Origin of the sequence: Ruixingdingia sedimenti (genome assembly GCF_031432425.1) — a bacterium.
GTDB classification, from domain to species: Bacteria; Pseudomonadota; Alphaproteobacteria; order Rhodobacterales; family Rhodobacteraceae; genus Ruixingdingia; species Ruixingdingia sedimenti.
In genome coordinates this window covers 14506-36940 of record NZ_JAVKPH010000030.1, presented here as the reverse complement: position 1 = coordinate 36940, position 22435 = coordinate 14506, and the positions used below count along the sequence as shown (strand labels likewise).

Genomic DNA, 22435 nt, shown 5'->3' with positions numbered 1-22435 from the left:
CTTTTCGCCGGGGATGTAGCTGATCACCTCGAAGCCGTTGGTCAGCCGCACCTTGGCGACCTTCCGCATGGCCGAGTTCGGCTTCTTCGGCGTCGTCGTGTAGACGCGCGTGCAGACGCCGCGCTTTTGCGGGCAGGACTGGAGGTGCTGCGACTTGGAGCGCACCACCTTGGGCTGCCGCGGCTTGCGGATCAGCTGTTGGATCGTCGGCATACTATCTCGCCTTTTCTTGCAACCCGTTCGGCCTCTGCGCGTCCGCAGGGTTTCCGGGGGCAGTTCGCAACGTTGTGCCCTGCGCGTCCGCAAAACACGAAAACCGCATGCGCCCCCTTCGCGGGGACGACGCGGTGGAATTCCAGAGGATCGGGGCCGGGCCCGGATCGTGACCACTTCGATTTTGATTCTGCGCCACGCCAGCAAAGGCAAGGCACAAGTGGGGGCCGTATAGGAGGAGTCGGGGGGGATGTCAACAACGATACCCCTGCCTGGACTGGCCTTCGCGGGCATCGCCGGGGCGGGGTGATTCGTCTCCCGCCAGGGTTGAGACGGCGGCGCGCGGGCCGCCGCGGGGCGGAACGTCGCGGCAGTGGAAACAAACCCGGTTCCGGCGGGGGATTTACGCCGTCACGTGGCGGAAACGGGGCGGAAATGGGGTTTTTTCTTGTCACGCCCCACGCGTTCTGGCTTGGTTTCGACACAAAGTAGGAGTCCCCGATGCGTTCACTCGTTACTCGCCTGACGACCGCGGCCGTCGCGCTGACCGTCACCTCGACGCCGCTGCTCGCCCAGTCCCTCGGCGATGTGCTGTTCTGGTGGCTGCCGCGTCCCCGCCCGACCCCGACGCCGGTTTCGGTTCCCGAGATCGACGCCTCGACCGGGCTTCTGGCCGCCGCTGCGGTGCTGGCCGCGCTGCTGTTCACCTGGGAACGCCGCCGCCGCGCGCGCTGAACCGCGCGACCGGCAACGGCCCATGGCAAAGCCCGTGCCCCCACCCCGGGGGCGCGGGCTTTTTCGTCTTCAGATCCGCGTCCAGTCGCCCGTGGCCAGCGCCGCCAGCGCCACGATCAGGTTGGCCAGCACATGCGCCGCCACCGCATCGGTGACGCGCCCCCGGTGCAGCGCCAGCAGCGCGAAGACCAGCCCCGCCAGCGCCCCGGCCAGCCAGCGGCCGTGCAACGCGCCGAACAGAAGGCTTGTCACCGCGATGGAAACGATCGCGCCCCCGCGCCCGCCGAAATCCAGCCGCGCCAGCAGATAGCCGCGAAAGAACATTTCCTCCACCAGCGGCACCAGCACCACCGTGCCCAGGACCCGTGCCGCGATCCAGCCCGCCAGCGCCCAGGCCGGAAGCGCGGCCAGCCCCTCGGCCAGCGGCCCCCCTGCCCCGCCGGGCCCGGATGTCAGCGCCCAGCCGAGGCCGACCGCCGCCCCCGCCGCCAGCGCCAGCCCACCGGGGCGCCAGTCCATCCCCCGCCACACCGGCAGGAAGGCCGCGACCGCCAGCGCCAGCGCCAGAACCACCAGCGGATAGCCGAGGTCGGGATGCGGGAACAGGGCATTGGCCACCACCAGCACCACCATGAAGACGACGAAGGGCAGGATCTGCGCCGCCACCACGTCCTGCGCCATGCGCGGCCCCTCGGCCCGGGGCGCGCGCCGGTGCAGCCACGGCACCGCCTGCACCCCCACCAACAGCGCCAGCGCCAGCGCGGTGAAGAACATCCAGCCGGCATAGCTGTGGAACCCGTTCACCGCGATCTGCGGCGACACCCGCGCGCCGATCACCACCAGCGCCGCGATCCGCACCACGTTCAGCATCCAGCTGAGCAGAAGCCCCACCGGCAGCACCACGGCGATATAGCGCCCCATCCGCAGGTCGGCCCGGAACAGCACGCCGTAAAGCCCCACGAAGGCCGCCATCAGCGCCACGCCCTCGATCCCCGAACACTGGCGCGCGATATGGACGAAGAAGGGGTCGATGCCGATCACATGCGCCGCCGCATCCGCCTGCACCGCCGGGCCGGCCAGCCGCAACACCGCATGGACCGCGGCGAAGGTGACATCCGTCACCACCTGCCAGTCCCACAGCGGCAGCACCGTTTCGGCGATGTCGGGCACCAGCAGCGTGACCCCCAGCACCAGCAGCGGCGTCGCCACCCCATGGTCGAACCACAGCCGCCAGGCCCCGGGCGGGGCAAGCCACAGCACACCCCCCAGAGCCGCCAGAAGGCCGCCCCCGGTCCACAACGCCAGCGCCGGCCAGAACACCGCGACCAGATCGCCCCCGGGCGCCAGCGCCAGCGGCAGGAACAGGATCGCCACACCCCCCAGATGCACCGCCCGCCAGCGTCCCGCCCCCGGATGATCCGCCGCGCGATCCAGGAAGGCCGCCGCCACCTTGGGCCAGGCCCAGGCCAGCAGCGCCAGCGCCGCGAACACCGACAGCCCGCGCGCCACCATGCTGCGCAGGAACCGGCAGGCCCCCTCGGCGCCGGTCGCACGGCATTCGAAATCGGTCAGCACCTGATAGGCCGCCGCCAGCAGCAGCAATTCCACCACGAACAGCGTGACGATCAGGGCAAAGCGGTAACGGGGGGCGCGCATTCGGGCAAGGGTGGACTGGTACATGCGGACTTTCAACCGGGCGTTTCGCCGCGACACTGGCGGGCGAATATGGCGTCATCGCGGCGGGTCCGGCACCGCATGAGGGCACTGGACCGGCGCCCTGCCGCATTCTAGCGTGATCGGGGAAAGGAGCCCCCATGCTGCGCTATGCCGTCTCGCGGCTCGTCTCGCTCTGCCTCAGCCTGATCGTGGCGAGCATCGCGATCTTCGCGGTGATCGAGGTGATCCCGGGCGATCCGGCGTCCTTCATGCTGGGCATGAACGCGAGCCCCGAAACGGTGGCCGCGCTACGCGACCAACTGGGGCTGAACGGCGGCGTGGCCGAACGCTATCTGGCCTGGGCGGGCGGCATGCTGCGGGGCGATTTCGGCATGTCCTACACCTACCGGGTGCCGGTGGCCGATCTGGTGGCGGCGCGGATGCAGGTGTCGCTGCCGCTGACCATCTATGCGCTGGTCCTGTCCACGCTGATCGCGATTCCCGTCGGCCTCTGGGCCGCGGCGCGGCGGGGCAGGGCCACGGATGTCGCGGTGATGGGGGTGACGCAGCTTGGTATCGCGGTGCCGAACTTCTGGTTCGCGATGCTGCTGGTCGCCGTCTTTGCCATCGCGCTGCGCTGGTTTCCCTCGGGCGGGTTTCCGGGATGGGATCAGGGGCTCTGGCCCAACCTGCGCGCGCTGACGCTGCCCGCGGTGGCGCTGGCCCTGCCGCAGGCGTCGATCCTCGCCCGCGTCATGCGCTCGGCGGTGATCGAGACCCTGGGGCAGGACTATATCCGCAGCGCGCGGGCCAAGGGGCTCAGCCCCGCGCAGGCGGTGCTGCGCCACGCGCTGCGCAACGCGCTGATCCCGGTGCTGACGATCCTCGGGCTGCAATTCAGCTTCCTTCTGGCCGGCGCGATCATCATCGAGAACGTGTTCTACCTGCCCGGGCTCGGCCGGCTGATCTTTCAGGGCATCACGCAGCGCGACCTGATCGTGGTGGAATCGGTGGTGATGCTGCTGGTCTTCGCCGTGATCGTGGTGAACTTCGCCGTCGATCTGGCCTATGCCATCGTCGACCCGCGGCTGAGGCGGCGCGGATGAGGGGCCGGTGGTCGCTGATCCTCGGCGCGGCCCTGTCGGCGCTGGTGGCCGTCGCGGCGCTGGTGTCGCTGGTCTGGACACCCTGGCCGGTGGAGGCGCTGAACGTCGCCGCCAAGTTCCGCCCCCCGGGCGCGCCCGGCCATCTGCTGGGAACCGATCATTTCGGGCGCGACATGCTGTCGATGCTGATGGTCGGCGCGCGGACATCCATCGCCGTCGCCATCCTCGCCGTGGGGATCGGCGTGGTCGTCGGCGTGCCGCTCGGCCTGCTGGCCGCCGCCCGGCGCGGCGGGGTGGTGGACGAACTGATCATGCGCGGCAACGACCTGATCTTCGCCTTTCCCAGCCTCGTGATCGCCATCCTGATCACCGCCGTTCTGGGCCCCTCGGCCACCAATGCGATCCTTGCCATCGGCATCTTCAACATCCCCGTCTTCGCCCGGGTCACGCGGGGCGGCGCGCTCAGCCTCTGGACGCTCGACTACATCCGCGCGGCGCGGGTGGCGGGCAAGGGCGCGGCGCGGATCTCGGCCGAACATATCCTGCCCAATATCGCCAACCTGCTGATCGTGCAGGGCACGATCCAGTTCAGCCTCGGCATCCTGGCAGAGGCGGGGCTGTCCTATGTCGGGCTCGGCGCGCAGCCGCCCACGCCAAGCTGGGGCCGGATGCTGGCGGAATCGCAGACGATGATCGCGCTTGCCCCGCATCTGGCGCTGTTGCCGGGGCTGGCCATCGTGGTGTCGGTTCTGGGGCTGAACCTGATGGGCGACGGGCTGCGCGACCTGCTGGACCCAAGGCTGAGGCGCGCGCGATGAGCCTTCTGTCCCTGCAAGACCTGCATCTGTCCATCCACGGCACGCCGATCCTGCACGGCGTCAGCCTGAACATCGCCCCGGGCGAGGTGTTCGGGCTGGTGGGCGAAAGCGGGTCGGGCAAGTCGCTGACCGCCTTCGCCGCGATGCGCCTTCTGCCCGAGGGCGCGCGGGTCACGGGCGGGGCGCGCCTGGGCGGCACCGACCTGCTGGCCGCGACCGAGGCGCAGATGTGCGCCATCCGGGGCCGCGACATGGGGATGATCTTTCAGGAACCGATGACGGCGCTGAACCCGGTGCAGACCATCGGCGACCAGGTGGCCGAAACGCTGGTCATCCATGGTGCTGCCAGCCGGGCCGAGGCGCGGCGGGCGGCGCGCGCGATGCTCGACCGTGTGGGCCTGACGGCGGACCGCTTTCCGCTGGACCGTTACCCGCACGAATTGTCGGGCGGGCAGCGGCAGCGGGTGTGCATCGCCATGGCCATCGCCCTGCGCCCCCGCCTGCTGATCGCGGACGAACCGACCACCGCGCTGGATGTGACGACGCAGGCGCAGATCCTGACGCTGCTGAAGCGGCTGGTGGCGGAAGAGGGCATGGCGCTGATGCTGATCACCCACGATCTGGCGGTGGTGGCGGGCATGGCCGACCGCGTGGCGGTGATGCAGGCGGGCCGGATCGTGGAGGAAGGCCCCACGGCGGACCTGTTCCGCACCCGCGCGCACGACTATACGCGGCGGCTTTTCGCGGCGTCCGAACACCGCCCCGCCCGCATCCCCCAACCGCAGGGCGAGGCGCTGCTGACCGTGACCGACGCCCGGCGCAGCTATGCCCTGCCCGGCGGCGGCCTCTTCGCCCCCGCCCGGCGGGTCGAGGCGGTGCGGGGCGTCAGCTTCACCCTGCATGCGGGCGAAAGCCTCGGGCTGGTGGGGGAATCGGGTTGCGGCAAATCCACCCTCAGCCGCGCCATCCTGGGGCTGGAACCCTTGCAGGCCGGCGCCATCCGGCTCTGGCGGCAGCCGGTCGGGCCGGGGATGGACCCGGCGATGCGCGCGGGCGTGCAGGCGGTGTTCCAGGACCCCTACGGCAGCTTCAACCCGCGCTGGACGGTGGGGCGGCTGGTGGCCGAACCCTTTCACCTGATGCCGCAGCGCCCCGACGACGCGAAGGACCGCGTGGCGGCGGCGCTGGCGGATGTGGGGCTGTCGGCGGCGGACATGGGCAAGTACATCCACGAATTTTCCGGCGGCCAGCGCCAGCGCATCGCCATCGCCCGCGCGCTGGTCACGCGCCCCGACCTGATCGTGCTGGACGAGGCGGTGTCGGCGCTGGACGTGCGCGTGCGCGCGCAGGTGCTGGATCTGCTGGCCGATCTTCAGGGGCGGTTGGGGCTGGCCTATCTGTTCATCAGCCACGACCTGCACGTCGTCCGCGCGATCACCGACCGCGTTCTGGTGATGCAGGCGGGCGAGATCGTCGAGGAAGGCCCGACAGAGACGGTCTTTTCCGCCCCCCGCCATCCCTATACCGCCGAACTGATCGCCGCGACGCCGCGCATCGGCACCGCGCTCGCCGGCCGCTGATCTTGCCGCCGCCTGCCGGAACCCCCATCTGCTGACCGGAACATCAAGGAGATGCCGATGCAGTGCCCCGTGGACAACGAAACGCTGGTGATGACCGAACGGAACGGCGTGGAGATCGACTATTGCCCGCGCTGCCGCGGCGTCTGGCTGGATCGGGGAGAGCTGGACAAGATCATCGACCGCGCCGCCGCCAGCACGATGCCCCCCGTGGTCCAGCCACCGCCCGCCCGTGCCGAACCGCCCCGTCAGCCCGCCGCCGCACCCGCGCCCGAAACCGCGCGCAACCGCCAGCGGGACGACGACCGCGGCAGGGATCGCCGCTACCGCGACGACGACGATGACGACGACCGGCGCCATTCCGGGCGGCGGCGGCGCGGGTCCTTCCTCGAGGATCTGTTCGACTTCTGATCCCGCTTGCGCACCCCGCTTGCGTCTGCGGCGGTTTCTGCCAGTCTGCCCTGCGGATGGCGTCCGGCGGCGCGCCGGGGCGCTGCCCCGGACCCTGGGGTATTTTTGAAAAGATGAAGCGGAAACGGGCGGCGTGTCCGTAGACCGGGACTTTACCCCGGTATGCGCCAGAGGAGGGGGTGAGGGATGCGGCCGGGACGGCGGAACCTGATAACCGATGTGGCGGGGCTGCGGGTCGGCAATGCCGAGGATGCGCGCGTCAGGACCGGGGTGACGGTGCTGACGGGCGATGCGCCTTTCACCGCCGCGGTCCATGTCATGGGCGGCGCGCCGGGCACGCGCGAGACCGATCTTCTGGCCCCCGACAAGCTGGTGGAACAGGTGGATGCGATCTGCCTGTCCGGCGGTTCGGCCTATGGGCTCGACGCCGCGGGCGGGGTGGTCGCGGGGCTGCGGGCCGCCGGGCGCGGCTTCGCGGTGGCCGGGCTGCATGTGCCCATCGTGCCGGCGGCGATCCTGTTCGATCTGGCCAATGGCGGCGACAAGCACTGGGACGAAAGCCCCTATCCCGGCCTCGGCCGGGCGGCATTGGCGGCGGCGGGGGCGGATTTCGCGCTCGGCTCCGCCGGGGCGGGGTTCGGGGCCACCACGGCGAACTGGCGCGGCGGGCTCGGGTCCGCCTCGGCGGTGCTCGACAGCGGCATCACCGTGGGGGCGCTGGTGGCGGTCAACGCGCTCGGTTCGGCCACGGTGGGCGAGGGGCCGTGGTTCTGGGCCGCACCATGGGAGTTGGGGGATGAATTCGGCGGGCGCGGCCCCGCGCCGCGCCATGACCCGGGGGCAGAGCCGCCGCCCGCAAAGGCGGTGGGCGCGGCGACCACCATCGCCATCGTCGCCACCGATGCCGCATTGACCAAGGCGGGGGCGCAGCGGATGGCGGTGGCCGCCCATGACGGCATGGCGCGCGCACTGGTGCCGAGCCATACGCCGCTGGACGGCGATCTGGTCTTTGCCGTCTCCACCGGCGCGCGTGCGATGGCCGACCCGCTGGCGGATACCTATCGGCTGGGTCATGCCGCGGCATCCTGCCTTGCCCGCGCCATCGCCCGGGCGGTGCATGCCGCGACGCCGCAGCCGGGCGATCTGCAACCGGCGTGGCGGGAACGGTTCGGCGGGGGGTGATGGCAGACGGGTTTCACGCCCCCGGTCGGGCCGGGCGGGATCAGGAAACGCACCGCGTTTCCCCCGCCCGTTCGCGCGGCGGTGACACTAGGGGCGGTGATGCCGGGAACAATGGCCAGGCCAGCGCCTGCCCCGGCGGGCGAGTAGCGCCCGCCATGGGCGGGGCGGGCGCTGGCCGGGGGCTCGGGGCCCCCGGCCGGGGTAGCGGCAATGGCGGGATGTGGCGAAGGCACGCGCCTTCGCCAGCCAGAGGGAAGGGGTGAAGGTCGATCCGTTCTAGTTCCCCGTCACCGCCGCGGTCAGCGCACTCGCGGTCTCGGCCAGATCGTCGAGCACATCGAAATGGTGCCGGCCCGGTTCCACATGCCAGGGGCAGGCCCAGGTTTCCGCCAGAAGCCGCGCCTGCCACAGGAAGGCCGGGCGTTCCTGCCCGCCGACCCAGACCAGCGTTTCCAGACCGGGGCGGGGGCGCAGGCGGGCGGGGCTTTCCGCCGCCGCCTCTGCCGCGTCGAGGCGCAGGCGGGCGTTCATCGCCGTGTCTATCAGCGGCACGAGATCCGCGAGCGGCGACACCGGCACCACCCGCACGATCCGCCCCGCCACATCCACCGGCAGGGGCGCGTCGATACAGGCCATCCGCGCGGCCAGTTGCCCGCCGGCGGAATGGCCGGTGACGACGACCGGCCCCGCGATCTGCCCCGCAGCCGCCGCGACCGCCGCCCCGATTTCCGCCGTCATCGCCGCGATCCGCGCCGCCGGGGCGAGCGTGTAGGACGGCATCGCCACCGCCCATCCCCGGCCCAGAGGCCCCGCCGCCAGATGCGACCAGTCGCCCCGCCCGAAGGCCAGCCAGTAACCGCCATGGACAAAGACCGTCAGCCCCTGCGCCGGGCCCTCGGGCAGGAACAGATCGTACCGCTGCCGTTCGCCCGGCCCATAGGCCAGATCCAGCCGCGCCCGCGCCCCCGACCCCGCGCGAAAGGCCGCCGCCGCACCCGCCCACCGGGGCGGATAGTCGGCTGCACCGGGGATATGCGGCGCATTGGCATAGGCGGCATCGGCATCGCTGGTCATGGCTTTCCCCTTTCGGCACGCCGCGGCAGACTGGCACGGCCCCGCCCGGCAGGAAAGTGTCTGTCCCCTCCGTGCTGGACAAAGGGGGGCGGGCGTGCTTTGCATGGCGCCAAAATTCATGGAGGTACCGATGCTGGACACGGCAACCAATCTCGCCTCGCTTCTCAAGGATCCCTCCTTGCTGGCGACGAAGGCCTATGTCGCGGGGGAATGGATCGACGCCGATGACGGCACCACCTTCCCGGTGGTCAACCCGGCGCGCGGCGATGTCATCTGCACCGTGCCGAACCTCGGCCGCGCCGAAACCGCGCGCGCCATCGCCGCCGCCGAGGCCGCGATGAAGGACTGGGCCGCGCGCACCGGCAAGGAACGCGCCAACCTGCTGCGCAAGTGGTACGACCTGATGATGGAAAACCAGGAGGACCTGGGCCGCATCCTGACCGCCGAAATGGGCAAGCCGCTGGCCGAGGCGAAGGGTGAAATCGCCTATGGCGCGTCCTTCATCGAATGGTTCGCCGAAGAGGCCAAGCGCATCTATGGCGAAACCATCCCCGGCCACCAGCGCGACAAGCGCCTGACGGTGCTGAAACAGCCCATCGGGGTCGTGGGGTCGATCACGCCGTGGAACTTCCCCAATGCGATGATCACCCGCAAATGCGGGCCGGCGCTGGCGGCGGGCTGCGGCTTTGTCGCGCGGCCTGCGGCGGAAACGCCGCTGTCGGCGCTGGCGCTGGCGGTGCTGGCGGATCGCGCGGGGCTGCCCAAGGGGATCTTTTCGGTCATCACCTCGAAACGGTCCTCCGACATCGGCAAGGAGTTCTGCGAGAACCCGACCGTGCGCAAGCTGACCTTCACCGGCTCGACCGAGGTGGGGCGGATCCTGCTGCGGCAGGCCGCCGACCAGGTGATGAAATGCAGCATGGAACTGGGCGGCAACGCGCCCTTCATCGTGTTCGACGACGCCGATCTGGATGCGGCGGTGCAGGGCGCGATCATGTCCAAGTACCGCAACAACGGCCAGACCTGCGTCTGCGCCAACCGCCTGTATGTGCAGGCCGGGGTCTATGACGCCTTCGCGGAAAAGCTGTCCAGGGCTGTCGCCGCGCTGAAGGTGGGCGACGGGCTGGCCGATCCGGTGGACCTCGGCCCGCTGGTCAATGTCGCCGCGGTGGAAAAGGTCGAGGAACATATCGCTGATGCCGTCGCCAAGGGCGGCAAGGTGGTGCAGGGCGGCAAGCGCCACGCGCTCGGCGGGTCGTTCTTCGAACCCACCATCGTCACCGGCGTAACGCAGGACATGGCCGTGGCGCAGGAAGAAACCTTCGGCCCGCTCGCGCCGCTGTTCAGGTTCGACACCGAGGAAGAGGCCATCGGCTACGCCAACGACACGATCTTCGGTCTGGCCTCCTATTTCTATGCCCGCGACATCGGCCGCATCACCCGTGTGCAGGAGGCGCTGGAATACGGCATCGTCGGCGTGAACACCGGCATCATCTCGACCGAGGTCGCCCCCTTCGGCGGCGTCAAGCAGTCGGGCCTGGGGCGCGAGGGGTCGCGCCACGGGATGGAGGACTATCTGGAAATGAAATACGTCTGCCTGTCGATCTGACGGCGGCGCATCCGACCCGCGGCCACCGGCACCCCGCCGGTGGCCGTTCGCATTTCCGGCTCAGACCTCTGCCCCCGCGCAACGCGGGCAATCCTGCACCAGCCGCACCCCGGCCGCGCGCAACGCCGCGTCGATGCGGGTGAATACCTCGTTGCGGCAGGCGGCCTCGCGGTCCTGCTGCGGTACGCGATAGCCGACGCGATAGGTGATCCCCCCGGGGCCATAGCGCGCCACCTGCGCCTCCGGCGGGGGTCTGCCCTCGGCGGCGATCATCTCTGCCCCCGCCAGCGCCTGCCGGATCAGCGCCTTGGCCTCTGCCACCGGCAGGTCGGCGGGCAGCGTCAGTTCCACATGGTCGCTGTAGTCGGCGCGCGGGGCGCTGAAATTGGTGATCCTTTGGCGCGAGATCTGGCTGTTCGGCAGGATCACATAGGTGCTTTCGCGCGTCACCAGCCGCGTCGTGCGCCAGCCGATTTCCTGCACCCGGCCCTGCGCCAGCGTCTCGATCCGCACCCAGTCGCCGATGCGGAACGGCGCCTCCAGCCCCAGGGCGATGCCGGAAAACGTGTCCGCCACCACGTTGCGGATCGCGAACCCCAGCACCGCCAGCACCAGCCCCGACCCGGTGAGGATGCCCGACAGATCCTGCCGGAAGAACAGCGACAGGCTGATCAGCACCGCCAGCACGAACAGCAGTACCCGCAGCAGATCCAGCAGGACCCGCGGCACCGGCCGCCGCCCCTTGCGCCGCCGCGCCAGCCGCGTCACCGCAAGGCCGTGCAGCAGTTCGGCCCCCGCGAACAGCGCCAGCGCGATGGCCGCGTTGCGCGCGGGTTCCTGCCAGCCCCGCGCACCCGGGGGCAGCAGCGCGAACAGCGGTTCCGCGAACACCGCCAGCAGCACCAGCACCCCCAGGGCCACCGCCATCCGCAGCTGCGCCGGGATCGGCGCGGTGGGGTCAGTCCTGGTCATCGCGCGGGTCTTCCTCGGCCGCCGGGGGGCGGGACGGGGCAAAGGGCGACAGGAACGGCGTGCGGCAGGACGGGCAGCGGCGCGCGGCGGCGCGGGGGACATTCGCCCCGCATTGCGGGCAGACGGGGGGCAACAAGGCGCGGAACATGGCAAGACCTGCGGTAAGGGAAGGGATGCGTTCGACCAGCCCCGGCCCTGCGGTCTGCGCGGATGGCGCGCTACCGGGGCCGGGGCGGGACATGCGCCTGTTCGCAGCGCATGACGATCCTTCCGGGGCCGAAGCCCTGCATCGCGACACCTCCGTTAAGGGAATGGATGGCCCTGGGGCCCGCCTGTTCTGCACTTGGGCATCTTTCCCGCGATTTCAAGACCCTGCCCCGCGCATCCGCGCGGCAGGGGCCGGCGGCAGCGGGCGGGTGGGAACTGCGGCGAAAAGACTGGCCCCGCGGGGCGACCCATCAATCGGTATTTACAATACCCATTGCTCGGACTACCCCAAGAGACAACGCGCCCCGCCCGTATCCCGTCAGGAAAGGCCGCGAAGATGAGCGAGATCCGGTTTCCCAAGGCAACCCGCGCACCGGTGGACCGCCGACAGGCGCTGGCGCCAGAGGCCGAGGCGGCCTTCCGCGCCTTTTCCAGGGCGGTTTTCGCCCCCGGCGCGCTGGACGCGCGCACCAAGCAGTTGATCGCGGTCGCGGTGGCGCAATGCCCCTGGTGCATCGAGGGCCACGTCAAGGCCGCGAAGCGCGAAGGCGCGAGCCCCGAACAGATCATGGAGGCGATCCGGGTCGCCGCCGAGATGCGGGCGGGCGCGGCCTCTGCCCATGCGCTCAAGGCGCTCGACATTCTGGGCGAGGGCGGCCCGGACGGGGGCACCGCATGACCCCGCCCCATCCCATCCGCATCGCCCGCGTCTACGATGCCCCCGGCGATGCGCCCGGCGCGCGGCTGCTGATCGACCGGCTCTGGCCGCGCGGGGTGGCCAAGGCGGATCTGCCGCTGAACGACTGGCCGAAAGAGGCGACGCCGGGCACCGAACTGCGCAAGTGGTTCCACGCCAACCCCGACCGCTGGCCCGAATTCCGCCGCCGCTATCTCGACCAGTTGCGCGACAACCCGGAAAGCCTGGAAACCACGCTCGCCTGGTGCCGCAAGGGGCCGGTCACGCTGCTGACCGCGGCGCGGGATCCGGCGCACAGCCATGCGGTGGTGCTGCGCGACCACCTGACCGACCTGCTGACGCAGGGGGCCCCGCGATGACGCCCCCCCTGCGCACACCGCTTTGCGACCTGCTCGGCTGCGACGTGCCGGTGCTGCTGGCGGGGATGGGGGGCGTCGCGCGGTGGGAACTGGCGGCGGCGGTCGCGGCGGCGGGCGGGTATCCGCAGCTCGGCATGGTGCGCGAGGATCCGGCCCTGATCGCGCGCGAGGTCACGGCCCTGCGCGCCGCCATGCCCCGCCCCTTCGCGGTGAACCTGATCCCGGCGGCGACGGAACCGGGGCTGCTCGACCGGCAGATCGGCACCTGCCTCGACCTTGGGGTGGGGGCGTTCTCGTTCTTCTGGGATGTGGTGCCGGCGGCGCTGGCGCGGGTCAAGGCGGCGGGGGCGCAGGTGATCCATCAGGTCGGCACGCCCGAGGCCGCGCGGATGGCGCAGGACGCGGGCGCCGATGTGCTGGTGGCGCAGGGGGCAGAGGCGGGGGGCCATGTGCATGGCGAAACCGGCCTGCTGGCGCTGGTGGAAACGGTGGCGCGGGCGGCATGGGTGCCGGTGGTGGCCTCCGGCGGCATCGGCACCGGCGCGGGGCTGGTGGCGGCGCTGGCCGCGGGCGCGCAGGGGGTGCAATGCGGCACGGCCTTTCTGGCCACGCCCGAATCCTTCGCCCATGACTATCACAAGGACCGCGTGGTGGCGGCGCACGCCACCGATACGCTGCGCACCGACATTTTCGTGCTGAACTGGCCCGCCCATGCCGCCGTGCGGGTGATCGCCAACAGCACCACCCGCCCGCTCGGCCATCGCCTGACCGGCCACGACCCGGCCGCCCTGCCGCGCGAGGTCATCGCGCAAGAGGACGGCCGCCCCATCCTGCGCTACAGCACCGATTCCCCCCTGCGCACCACCACCGGCGATCTGGAGGCGATGGCGCTGTTCGCCGGACAGGGCGTGGATGCGATCACCGCCGTGATCCCCGCCGGGGACCGCCTGCGGCGGATCATGGCAGAGGCAGAGGCGATCCTGACCCGCCTCGGGACGCGCCCATGACCGGCGGCGGGGCCCCGCGCGGCTATGCCTCGCCCCCCTGCCTCGCCGGGGAGATCGCGCCGGATTACTTCGACCCGCTGGCGGTCGATGCCCAACAGGCGACCGATGTGGCGCGCTGGCGCAAGGCGCGGCGGGCGGACCTGCTGGCCGCGCGCGCGGCGCTGAGCGTGGCCGAACGGCGGGCGGCGGCAGAGGGCATCGCCCGCCATCTGGATGCGCTGCTCGCCCGGATCGCCCCCGACCTGCGCGGGGTGGTGGTGGCGGGCTATTGGCCGATCCGGGCCGAACCCGACCTGCGCCCGTGGCTGGCCCGCCTGCACGACCGCGGCGCGCGCATCGCCCTGCCCGTGGCCGAACGCCCCGCACGCCCGATGACCTTCCGCCCCTGGACCCCGGGCGCCGCGATGGAGCGCGGGCACTGGAACATCCCCGTTCCCGCCACCGCCGAGACGCTGACCCCCGCCATCCTGATCGCCCCCCTCGTCGGCTGGGATAGCGCGGGCTATCGGCTCGGCCACGGCGGGGGGTATTACGACCGCACATTGGCCGCGCTGCGCCCCCGCCCCTTCGCCATCGGCACGGGGCTGGATGCCGCCGCCCTGCCGACGATCTTTCCCCAGCCCCACGATGTGCCGATGGACGCGATCGTCACCGAAAACGGGCTGCGGTTCCGGGCGGAATAGCAAAGGGCGGCGCAATGGCGCCGCCCCCCGTGTCCTGCGTTCCGCCGTGGGTCAGACGGTGGCGGCCTCGACCGCCTTCGCCTCGATCTCGCCGGCGCGGGCCGTTTCGTCGGCGCGGGCGATCTCGATCCGGCGGGGCTTCAGCGCCTCGGGCGTTTCGCGCACCAGATCGACATGCAGCATGCCGAATTCATGCGTGGCGCCGGTGACGCGGACATGATCGGCCAGCGCGAAGCGGCGTTCGAACGCGCGGGTGGCGATGCCGCGGTGCAGATAGGCCCGTTCCGCGGTTTCGGGCGTCTTGCGGGCGGCGATGAAAAGCGTGCCCTCCTTCACCTCGACCGACAGTTCGTCGGGCGCGAAACCGGCCACGGCGACCGAGATGCGATAGGCGTTCTCGGCGGTCTTTTCGATGTTGTAGGGCGGGTAGGTCGGTTGGGCGATGTCGTTGGACAGCACCCTGTCCATCATGTCGGCCACACGGTCAAAGCCGACGGTCGCGCGGTAAAGCGGCGAGAGATCGAAGGTTCGCATGTCATCCTCCAGCGAGCGATGTCAGAGCCCGCCCCATGGGCGGGCGGTTGGCCGGGCCCGTCATCGGCACCCGGATGGGATGTAGCTGGTAAGGCGGCGCGCAGGTTTCAAGGGGGCGGTGTCGCGGCAAGCGCCCCGGCCCCGCGGTGGTGCGGGCGGAAAGGGCCGGAGCCTCCGGCGGGGATATTCGGGCCAGCCTGAAGGTGCAGGTTCGCCCCGGAAAGGGGGACGGGCGGGCGCCTAGCCGCGGGTGATGAGCAGCAGCAGCGCAAAGACCACCGGCACCGCGGCCAGCGCCGCCATGGCCAGCGCCGGCAGGCCCCAGGCCCAGGTGGCGGCGGCGATCAGAACCACCGCCAGGGCGATCAGATACCAGATGGTACGGGAGTCGCGCGGCGCGGGGGCGGCGTGGGCGTCGGGACGGGCGGGGGGATGGGTCATGGCTGCCTCCGGTGCGTGCGGCGCAGGAATGGCCCGGGAAAGATGTTTCTGGAACACGGCATTCCGCCGCAGGTGGCGCCCGGTGCGGGGGCTGCGACGGAACGCCGCCCCGCCGGAGGGGTGGTTTGCCCGGCCCGCACGGCGGGGACAGGCCTTGGCGGTGCACGGCCGCCGTAGCGGGAGGGTGCTTTCACATCGGGCGGCGCGCGGGGCACCGTTCCAGCGACGGACCCGATGGCGGATCGGGCAGGAAATCCTTTCCGGCAGACGGGCAGAAACCGCGCCGCACCACCACCCCGGCCCGGAACGGGATGGCCCGGATGCCTGCGGCAGGCGCGGTTTTCGACCTTGGGCGCGGGAGAGCCGGAAACGGCCGGGGCAACGCCGTCAGCGCCGGGGCGGCCGCGACAGTTGCGTCAGGAAACCCGCCAGATCGTCGGTATGGTGGTGGATATGCGGCGCGGGTTCCGGGGCAGGGGCGACGTGGATGGTCCGCATCCCCATCGCATGCGGCGCGGCGAGGTTGCGGGCGTCGTCCTCGAACATCGCCGCCCGGCCCGGGGTCACGCCGTCGCGGGCGAACACCGCCTCGAAAGCGCCCCGTTCGGGCTTGGGCCGGAAACCCGCATGTTCCACGCCGTAGACCGCATCGAACAGCCCCGTCAGCCCCCGCGCCGCGATCACCCGTTCGGCATAGCCCGCGCTGCCGTTGGTATAGACGATCCGCCGCCCCGGCAGCGCCCCGATCGCCGTGGTCAGCGCGGGGTCCGGCGCGATACGGTCGAGCGCGATGTCATGGACATCGGCCAGATAGGCATCGGCATCTACCCGGTGTTCGGCCATCAGCCCCGCCAGCGTCGTCCCGTAGCGCAGCCAGTAGTCGCGGCGCAGCCGGTCTGCCTCGGCCTGTTCGACGCCGAGCGCGCCCATCACCCAGGCCGTCATCCGCGCCTCGATCAGGTCGAAGAGCCGCGCCGAGGGCGGGTAGAGCGTATTGTCGAGGTCGAACACCCAAGTGTCGACGTGATGGAACTGTTGCGCGACCATGGCCGCAACCTAGGGACGCCCGGCCGGGGATGCAACCTGCCGCTTGTTCCGGCGCATGGGCGCGGCTAGCATCCGGCGCCATGAAAGCCCCCCTTCCCCAGGATGCACGTCCGGTGCAGAAAGACGCCTATACCCTGATCCTCGAAGCGATCGACACCGGGGTCTACCGCCCCGGCGACCGGCTGGTGGAATCGGAACTGGCCGAACGGTTCGGCGTCTCGCGCACCCCGGTGCGCGAGGCGTTGCAGCGGCTGGAAACCCAGTCGATGCTGGCCCGCGACGGGCGCAGCCTGATCGTCGCCTCGCTCGACCACAACCAGTTGGCCGAACTCTATGTGGTGCGGGCAGAGCTGGAGGGGCTGGCGGCCCGGCTGGCCGCGCAGCATGCGACGGACGAGGAAATCCGCGTGCTGCGCGCGATGGTCGAGGACGACCACCGCCTTCTGGGCGATCCGCAGGCGCTCAGCCGGGCGAACCGGCGGTTCCACAAGCAGATCCACCTCGCCTCGCACAACCGCTATCTGGTGCAGCAACTGGACCTCGTGCACCGGTCGATGGCGCTTCTGGCCTCGACCTCGCTGGCGGCGGAGGGGCGCGATGCGGCGGCGCTGGCCGAACATGGCGCCATCGTGGCGGCAATCGAGGCGCATGACGGCCCCGCCGCCTATGAGGCGCTGCGTCAGCATATCTCGCGCGCCTTCGAGACGCGGTTGAAGATCGACGCGGGCGACGTGCGGCGGCGCTGAGGCGCGGCGGGCCCTGCGCCGTCGAAATGGCCGTGGCTGGTCTTGGCCCAATAGAAGGGGCGGGTGAATACCTCCCACAGCGCGCGCCAGGCGGCGAAGGTGGCGCAGGGAAAGTAAAGGTGCAGCGTCGGCGCCCAGGGCCAGAGCCGCCGGTGCCGCGTGCGCCGGGCGGCCGCGATATGGACCAGCAGGTTCACCAGTTCCGCCAGCAGGAACAATGCGAACAGCGCCTTCAGCGCCCCGGGGCCGAGCGCCAGCGCCACCGGATGCGCCACCCCCAGGGGCAGCAGCCAGAACGACCACAACAGCGGCGCCAGCAGGAATTGCGACTGCGCGCCCAAGAACACCGCCTGATAGCCCAGAAACCCGCGCGGCCCCAGATCGCGCCACAGCCGGACGGGGTGGCGCATATGCACCGCCCAGGTGAGCATATGGCCCTTGATCCAGCGCGACCGTTGTTTCACCCAGGGGCGCAGGCGGCAATTCGCCTCCTCTCCGGTCACGGTTTCGATCATCTCCGTCCGCAGCCCGTGGCGGGCCAGGCGGATGCCCAGATCCGCATCCTCGGTCACGTTGTGGGCGTCCCAGGCGCCGACCCGTTCCAGCGCCGCGCGGCGGATGAACAGCGTGGTGCCGCCAAGCGGCAGGGGGATGCCCATCCGCTGCAACCCCGGCATGACGACGCGGAACCATGCGGCATATTCGATGGTGAAGCAGCGCGCGATCCAGTTGGTGCGGGGGTTGTAGTAATCGAGTATTCCTTGCAGGCAGGCGACCTCCGGCAGGCGTTCGTGGAACCGGCGGACGACGCGGGCGATCTGGTCGGGGTCGGGCGCGTCCTCGGCGTCATAGACCCCGATGATCGACCCGCGGCAGAAGTCGAGCGCATAGTTCAGCGCCCGCGGCTTGGTGCGCAGCGTGCCGTCGGGCACCACGACCACGCGCATCCAGCCCGGCAGGCCCGCAGATTCCAGCGCGGCGCGGGTGTCGGTGTCCACCTCTTCCAGCACCAGCACCACATCCAGCAGCGCCCGGGGATAGTCGAGCCGGCCGAGCCGGTGCAGCAGCCGCGGCGCGATGTCGGTTTCGCGGAACAGCGGCACCATGACCGACACGACCGGCAGCCGGACGATATCCGGCGCGGGCCCCTCGGGCGGGGGGGCGCGGAAGGTCATCGCCAGCGCCGCGCCCTTCAGCACCATCATCGCCACCAGCGACATGACCGCCCAGACCGTCAGCACCAGCACCGCCAGCGCCGGGGCCGCCGCAACCGCCGCGACGATCCCGAGCCCGAGCGCGGGCAGAAGCCGCGTCAGCAGCGCGACGGGCCAATCCCGCAGGCTCTGCCCCGCGGGGGCGCGGGTTTCGGCGCCGTGGCGCAGGGTAGCGCGGCGCAAGGCGAAGATGCGGGCGGTGATCTGCGGTTCCGGCGCGATCAGGGGGGTGACGGGGCCGAACGCAGCCTCCAGTTCATCGCGGATATGCGGCAGGTCCTCGGGCACCGCCAGCGCCACCAGCACCCGCCCCCCGGCCCGGCGCAGGGGCAGCACCCGCAGCGCAAGGCAACGCGCCGCCCCCAGACGGTCGATCAGGCGGGGGTCAGGGGCGATGCGATCCAGATCCGCCTGCGCCATCCCGTGGAACCGCGCCAGCGCCGCGGCCAGCACGTCATCCGCCAGAAGCCGTTCCTTGCGCAGCACATCGGCCAACCGCGCCCTTGTCCGCTGCGCCTGCGCCAGCGCCCGGCGCAGGGCCAGCGGCGCCACCAGCCCCGCCGCCAGCAGCTGCGCCGCAAGGTCGGCATCCCCGGCACGCGACGGCGCGGGGGCGATGGCGGGGTCAAGGGGGCGTAGGGCGGCGTGGCGCATCCGAACCTCTGCCGGCGGGATGCCGGCAGGGTCAGGATGGCCGCGATGGGGTTAACGGGGGGTTAACCCCAAATCGACACCCCGAATCGGTGCCCCGGATCGCCTCAGGCGGCGCGGCGGGCGCGCATCGCGGCGGCGAAACGGTCGAACAGGTAATAGCTGTCCTGCGGCCCGGGGCTCGCCTCGGGGTGGTACTGGACGGAAAACACCGGCCGGTCGGCCACGCGGATCCCGCAGTTCGACCCGTCGAACAGCGATACATGCGTTTCCACCACGCCCGCGGGCAGGGTCTGGCTGTCCACGGTGAAGCCGTGGTTCATCGAGGTGATTTCCACCTTGCCCGATTCCAGATCCTTCACCGGATGGTTCGCGCCATGATGGCCGTGGTTCATCTTGACCGTCCGCGCGCCAAGCGCCAGCGCCAGCATCTGGTGGCCCAGGCAGATGCCGAAGACCGGCAGGTCGCGGTCCAGCACACCGCGGATCATCGGCACCGCATATTCGCCGGTCGCCGCCGGATCGCCGGGGCCGTTCGACAGGAACACGCCCTCGGGGTTCAGCGCCAGCACGTCTTCGGCCGTGGCAGTGGCGGGCAGCACCGTCACCTCGCAGCCCGCCGAGGCGAGGCAGCGCAGGATGTTGCGTTTCGCGCCATAATCGATGGCGACGACGCGCAGGCCGGGGCCCTCGCGCCGCGTATAGCCCTCGGGCCAGGCCCACCGCTTTTCGTCCCAGCGATAGCTTTGCGCGCAGGTCACGTCCTTGGCCAGATCGAGGCCCACCAGCCCCTTCCATTCGCGCGCCTTCGCCACCAAGGCGGCGATGTCGAAATTGCCCGACGGATCATGCGCCAGCGCCACATGCGGCGCGCCCTGCTGACGGATGGCGCGGGTCAGGCGGCGGGTGTCGATGCCGCCGATACCGATCCGGCCCTTGGCGGTCAGCCAGCGCACCAGATCGCCCGCGGCGCGCCAGTTCGACGGTTCCGTCGGGTCCCATTTCACCACCATGCCGGCGGCGCCGGGTTCGCCCGTCTCGTCATCCTCGGGTGTGACGCCGGTGTTGCCGATATGGGGGAAGGTGAAGGTGACGACCTGCCCGGCATAGGACGGATCGGTCATGATTTCCTGATAGCCGGTCATGGCGGTGTTGAACACCAGTTCCGCGACCGTTTCGCCGGTGGCGCCGAAGCCGGTGCCGAAGAACAGCGTCCCATCGGCCAGGGCAAGGCAGGCGGTCGGCTTGGGGGTGGCTGTGGGCATGGACGACTCCGGGATAAACGGGCGCAAACTATGCCGGCGGCGGGTCGGGGTCAACCCGGGGGCTCAAATGCGTTATCGTTGAAAATCAACGCCTTGTCAATTCCACCCCCGGTTGCCCTTTCACGTTCGCGCGCGTATTCTGGCGCTGCACAGCCAAGGGATGACAGCGATGACCATGCGCGAAAGGCTTTCCGCCGCGCTCAAGGCCGCGATGAAGGCGCAAGAGGCGGACCGGCTATCGGCGCTGCGGCTGATCAACGCCGCCATCAAGGACCGCGACATCGCCGCGCGGACCGGGGAAGGCGGCGAGGGGGGCGTCAGCGATGCCGAAATCCTCGCCATACTGGGCAAGATGGTCAAGCAACGGCAGGAAAGCGCGCGCATCTACGAAGAGGGCGGGCGGCTGGAACTGGCGGAAAAGGAACTGGCCGAGATCCGGGTGATCGAGGAATTCCTGCCCCGCCAGCTGTCGGCGGCAGAGGTCGAGGCCGCGATCGACGCCGCGGTGGCCGAGGTCGGCGCGACCGGCATCCGCGACATGGGCAAGGTGATGGGCGTGCTAAAGGCCCGCCACACCGGGCAGATGGATTTCGCCGCCGCGGGCGCCACGGTCAAGGCGCGGCTGGCCGGCTGAAAACCCCGTTCAGGAAGGCCAGCATGCGGTCGAACCCTGCCCGCCCGGCGGGGGCGGTCAGGTCGAACGGGTAGTGCGGTACCGCCGCCTCTGCCGCAAAGAAAAGGCTGTCGGCGCGCAGGCCCTTTGCCTCCGCCGCCTCTGCCAGCGCGGCGGATTGCGGGGCGCGCGGATCGGCCGGGCCCGCGCTGACGAACAGCGGCGGCAGATCGGCGGGCAGGTTTCCGGCGATGTCGTAGAGCGCGAGGTCCGTGGCCGTGGGCCCGCCCGGGCCGAAATACGCCTCTGCCACCCGTGCCCGCAGGCGGCCCAGAGGAACGGGCAGCACCAGCGCCCCGGGGTCGTAGACGCCGCCGAACAGCACCAGCCCGCGCAGCGCCCCGGGCGGCAGCGCCGGGCGCAGGGCCAGCCGGTCGGCATAGCCGGCATCCACCTGCGCCAGCCCCGCCTGCGCGGCGATCTGCGCCCCCGTGCCGTTGCCCGCCAGCACCACCTGCGCCATGTCGAGCCCCGCACCCGGCCCATGCGCGGCCAGCCATGCCAGCGCCGCATGGGCGTGACGCGCCGGTTCGGGGTGGCGTGCGGCGGGCGCGCGCGGCGTGTTCACCGCCACGACCGCCACCCCCTGCCCCGCCAGCAGCCGCGCATAATTGCCCACATCGGCCTTGTCGCCCGCGACCCAGGCCCCGCCATGCAGCCAGACCACCACCGGCCAGCCCGTGGCGGGCGCAGGCCCCGGCGGCAGGATCAGATCCATCCGCGTCTCGGGCCCGGCGCCGAGGTAGTTGACATCCCGCCGCTCTGCCAGCCCGGCGGGCACCAGCGGGGCCAGCGCGGCCATCGCCCGCGCGGCCTCTGCCTCATGCACCTGCCGCAGGATCAGCGCCGCGGGCCAGGGGCTGAACCGCACTGCCGCACCGGCGGCCAGCACCAGCAGCAGGACCAGCACCAGCAGACGGCGAAGATAGCGGGGGCGGCGACGTCGGTGAAACTGCATGCCTGCTCCGTTTTTCGGCGCAGAATGCCACGGTGGCACAACCGTGGCGAGCATCAGGGGGGATTTCCGCCGACCGGGGGCGGGTCAGCGCAGCGCGCACAACCGCCGGGCCAGGTCGTCATGCAGCGCGATGCGCTCTTCCTCCGACAGGAAGGCGCCCAGTTCGACCTCGCGCCCGCCGCCCGTCAGGGTCAGGTACTGCGGCACCGGCCCGCCCTGGGGATAAAGCGTCAGCCGCACCCAATGGGTGTTGGCCTGCCAGTCCTGCCGCCGCCCGCGGGGCCCGTGGCGGGTCAGGCGCATTTCGGCGCGGGTCAGGGTCAGATCCTCGACGATCTCGCCATCGCGATAGCTGCGCTCCAGCGCCCACCACAGCGCGGCGACGGCCAGCACCAGAAACGGCAAGAGCACCCACAGCACCGGCGTTCCCAGCACCGGCACCAGCGGCACCGTCAGCAGGGCGGCCGTCGCGCCGATGAACAGCACGAAGCCCCGCCGCGGCAGCGACCGGTAGGGCCAGAGGTGAAGCCGCTCTCCCTCGGCCGAGGGGGGAAGCCATTCGTAGGGCATCGGTCCGTCCAGAAACGGCAGTCCAGAAAC

Annotated in this window: 24 protein-coding genes; 13 read left to right on the top strand and 11 right to left on the bottom strand. The window is 71.2% G+C overall.

All coding sequences use genetic code 11. The annotated features are described in order from the left end of the window. Positions 1 to 213: 30S ribosomal protein S12 (gene rpsL, locus RGD00_RS18780; protein ID WP_310458813.1), on the bottom strand; the 213-nt coding region annotated here is incomplete at its 3' end. Positions 214 to 714: 501 nt separating this feature from the next. On the opposite strand from rpsL, the gene RGD00_RS18775 reads away from it, so the two are divergent. Next, positions 715 to 948 (top strand): VPEID-CTERM sorting domain-containing protein, encoded by a 234-nt coding sequence (locus RGD00_RS18775; protein ID WP_310458812.1) that lies wholly within the window; start codon positions 715 to 717, stop codon positions 946 to 948. A gap of 69 nt (positions 949 to 1017) precedes the next feature. Here the strand turns inward: RGD00_RS18775 and xrtE are convergent, their stop codons facing one another. Then, a complete protein-coding gene (gene xrtE / locus RGD00_RS18770; RefSeq protein ID WP_310458811.1) occupies positions 1018 to 2604 on the bottom strand; it encodes an exosortase E/protease, VPEID-CTERM system in 1587 nt (528 codons plus the stop codon). Positions 2605 to 2762: 158 nt separating this feature from the next. Here xrtE and RGD00_RS18765 point away from each other — a divergent pair, with 158 nt between their 5' ends. From RGD00_RS18765 to RGD00_RS18745, 5 genes are all read left to right on the top strand, one after another. Continuing rightward, positions 2763 to 3710 (top strand): ABC transporter permease, encoded by a 948-nt coding sequence (locus RGD00_RS18765; protein ID WP_310458810.1) that lies wholly within the window; start codon positions 2763 to 2765, stop codon positions 3708 to 3710. After that, positions 3707 to 4528, top strand: a complete 822-nt coding sequence (locus RGD00_RS18760; protein WP_310458809.1) for an ABC transporter permease — start codon at positions 3707 to 3709, stop codon at positions 4526 to 4528. Before RGD00_RS18765 ends, RGD00_RS18760 begins: the two co-directional genes overlap by 4 nt. Further along, a complete protein-coding gene (locus tag RGD00_RS18755) occupies positions 4525 to 6108 on the top strand; it encodes an ABC transporter ATP-binding protein (RefSeq protein ID WP_310458808.1) in 1584 nt (527 codons plus the stop codon). Before RGD00_RS18760 ends, RGD00_RS18755 begins: the two co-directional genes overlap by 4 nt. 57 nt (positions 6109 to 6165) lie before the next feature. Beyond that, positions 6166 to 6516, top strand: a complete 351-nt coding sequence (locus RGD00_RS18750; protein ID WP_310458807.1) for a TFIIB-type zinc ribbon-containing protein — start codon at positions 6166 to 6168, stop codon at positions 6514 to 6516. Positions 6517 to 6702: 186 nt separating this feature from the next. Continuing rightward, on the top strand, positions 6703 to 7698 hold the full coding sequence (locus RGD00_RS18745; protein ID WP_310458806.1) for a P1 family peptidase: 996 nt from the start codon (positions 6703 to 6705) through the stop codon (positions 7696 to 7698). 276 nt (positions 7699 to 7974) lie between these two features. Here RGD00_RS18745 and RGD00_RS18740 read toward each other — a convergent pair whose 3' ends face one another. Further along, complete coding sequence (locus RGD00_RS18740; protein ID WP_310458805.1) at positions 7975 to 8772, bottom strand: alpha/beta hydrolase; 798 nt, start codon at positions 8770 to 8772, stop codon at positions 7975 to 7977. 130 nt (positions 8773 to 8902) lie between these two features. Between RGD00_RS18740 and RGD00_RS18735 the strand changes: the two genes are divergently transcribed. Beyond that, complete coding sequence (locus tag RGD00_RS18735) at positions 8903 to 10381, top strand: NAD-dependent succinate-semialdehyde dehydrogenase (RefSeq protein WP_310458804.1); 1479 nt, start codon at positions 8903 to 8905, stop codon at positions 10379 to 10381. 60 nt (positions 10382 to 10441) lie between these two features. Here the strand turns inward: RGD00_RS18735 and RGD00_RS18730 are convergent, their stop codons facing one another. Next, positions 10442 to 11353 (bottom strand): mechanosensitive ion channel family protein, encoded by a 912-nt coding sequence (locus RGD00_RS18730; protein WP_310458803.1) that lies wholly within the window; start codon positions 11351 to 11353, stop codon positions 10442 to 10444. Positions 11354 to 11897: 544 nt separating this feature from the next. On the opposite strand from RGD00_RS18730, the gene RGD00_RS18725 reads away from it, so the two are divergent. The 4 genes from RGD00_RS18725 to RGD00_RS18710 are packed head-to-tail and all read left to right on the top strand — an operon-like array spanning position 11898 to position 14306. Then, positions 11898 to 12239 carry a carboxymuconolactone decarboxylase family protein gene (locus RGD00_RS18725; RefSeq protein ID WP_310458802.1) on the top strand — a complete coding sequence of 114 codons (342 nt, stop codon included), beginning with the start codon at positions 11898 to 11900 and terminating at the stop codon, positions 12237 to 12239. Further along, positions 12236 to 12616, top strand: a complete 381-nt coding sequence (locus tag RGD00_RS18720) for a DUF488 domain-containing protein (RefSeq protein ID WP_310458801.1) — start codon at positions 12236 to 12238, stop codon at positions 12614 to 12616. The genes RGD00_RS18725 and RGD00_RS18720 overlap by 4 nt, the downstream gene beginning before the upstream one ends. Then, a complete protein-coding gene (locus RGD00_RS18715) occupies positions 12613 to 13623 on the top strand; it encodes an NAD(P)H-dependent flavin oxidoreductase (protein ID WP_310458800.1) in 1011 nt (336 codons plus the stop codon). The genes RGD00_RS18720 and RGD00_RS18715 overlap by 4 nt, the downstream gene beginning before the upstream one ends. Continuing rightward, a complete protein-coding gene (locus RGD00_RS18710; RefSeq protein WP_310458799.1) occupies positions 13620 to 14306 on the top strand; it encodes a 5-formyltetrahydrofolate cyclo-ligase in 687 nt (228 codons plus the stop codon). The genes RGD00_RS18715 and RGD00_RS18710 overlap by 4 nt, the downstream gene beginning before the upstream one ends. A gap of 51 nt (positions 14307 to 14357) precedes the next feature. On the opposite strand, the gene RGD00_RS18705 is transcribed toward RGD00_RS18710, so the two are convergent. The 3 genes from RGD00_RS18705 to RGD00_RS18695 all read right to left on the bottom strand — a co-directional run bounded on the left by RGD00_RS18705 (position 14358) and on the right by RGD00_RS18695 (position 16328). Then, on the bottom strand, positions 14358 to 14840 hold the full coding sequence (locus RGD00_RS18705) for an Hsp20 family protein (protein WP_310458798.1): 483 nt from the start codon (positions 14838 to 14840) through the stop codon (positions 14358 to 14360). A 240-nt stretch (positions 14841 to 15080) separates the two neighbouring features. Continuing rightward, positions 15081 to 15281: a hypothetical protein gene (locus tag RGD00_RS18700; RefSeq protein ID WP_310458797.1), complete on the bottom strand. Its 201-nt coding sequence runs from the start codon at positions 15279 to 15281 to the stop codon at positions 15081 to 15083. A gap of 387 nt (positions 15282 to 15668) precedes the next feature. Beyond that, complete coding sequence (locus RGD00_RS18695; protein WP_310458796.1) at positions 15669 to 16328, bottom strand: pyrimidine 5'-nucleotidase; 660 nt, start codon at positions 16326 to 16328, stop codon at positions 15669 to 15671. 113 nt (positions 16329 to 16441) lie between these two features. On the opposite strand from RGD00_RS18695, the gene RGD00_RS18690 reads away from it, so the two are divergent. Continuing rightward, positions 16442 to 17074 carry a GntR family transcriptional regulator gene (locus RGD00_RS18690; RefSeq protein ID WP_310458795.1) on the top strand — a complete coding sequence of 211 codons (633 nt, stop codon included), beginning with the start codon at positions 16442 to 16444 and terminating at the stop codon, positions 17072 to 17074. Here the strand turns inward: RGD00_RS18690 and RGD00_RS18685 are convergent. Beyond that, positions 17008 to 18942, bottom strand: coding sequence for a glycosyltransferase (locus RGD00_RS18685; protein WP_310458794.1), 1935 nt, complete (start codon positions 18940 to 18942; stop codon positions 17008 to 17010). The two genes, RGD00_RS18690 and RGD00_RS18685, sit on opposite strands and share 67 nt — an antisense overlap. Before the next feature lie 104 nt (positions 18943 to 19046). Continuing rightward, a complete protein-coding gene (carA, locus tag RGD00_RS18680; RefSeq protein WP_310458793.1) occupies positions 19047 to 20204 on the bottom strand; it encodes a glutamine-hydrolyzing carbamoyl-phosphate synthase small subunit in 1158 nt (385 codons plus the stop codon). A gap of 169 nt (positions 20205 to 20373) precedes the next feature. On the opposite strand from carA, the gene RGD00_RS18675 reads away from it, so the two are divergent. Further along, positions 20374 to 20838: a GatB/YqeY domain-containing protein gene (locus RGD00_RS18675; RefSeq protein ID WP_310458792.1), complete on the top strand. Its 465-nt coding sequence runs from the start codon at positions 20374 to 20376 to the stop codon at positions 20836 to 20838. Here the strand turns inward: RGD00_RS18675 and RGD00_RS18670 are convergent. Further along, a complete protein-coding gene (locus RGD00_RS18670) occupies positions 20816 to 21835 on the bottom strand; it encodes an alpha/beta hydrolase (protein WP_310458791.1) in 1020 nt (339 codons plus the stop codon). The genes RGD00_RS18675 and RGD00_RS18670 overlap by 23 nt on opposite strands. Positions 21836 to 21919: 84 nt before the next feature. Next, positions 21920 to 22405, bottom strand: a complete 486-nt coding sequence (locus tag RGD00_RS18665; RefSeq protein ID WP_310458790.1) for a DUF2244 domain-containing protein — start codon at positions 22403 to 22405, stop codon at positions 21920 to 21922. Positions 22406 to 22435 lie beyond the last annotated feature (30 nt).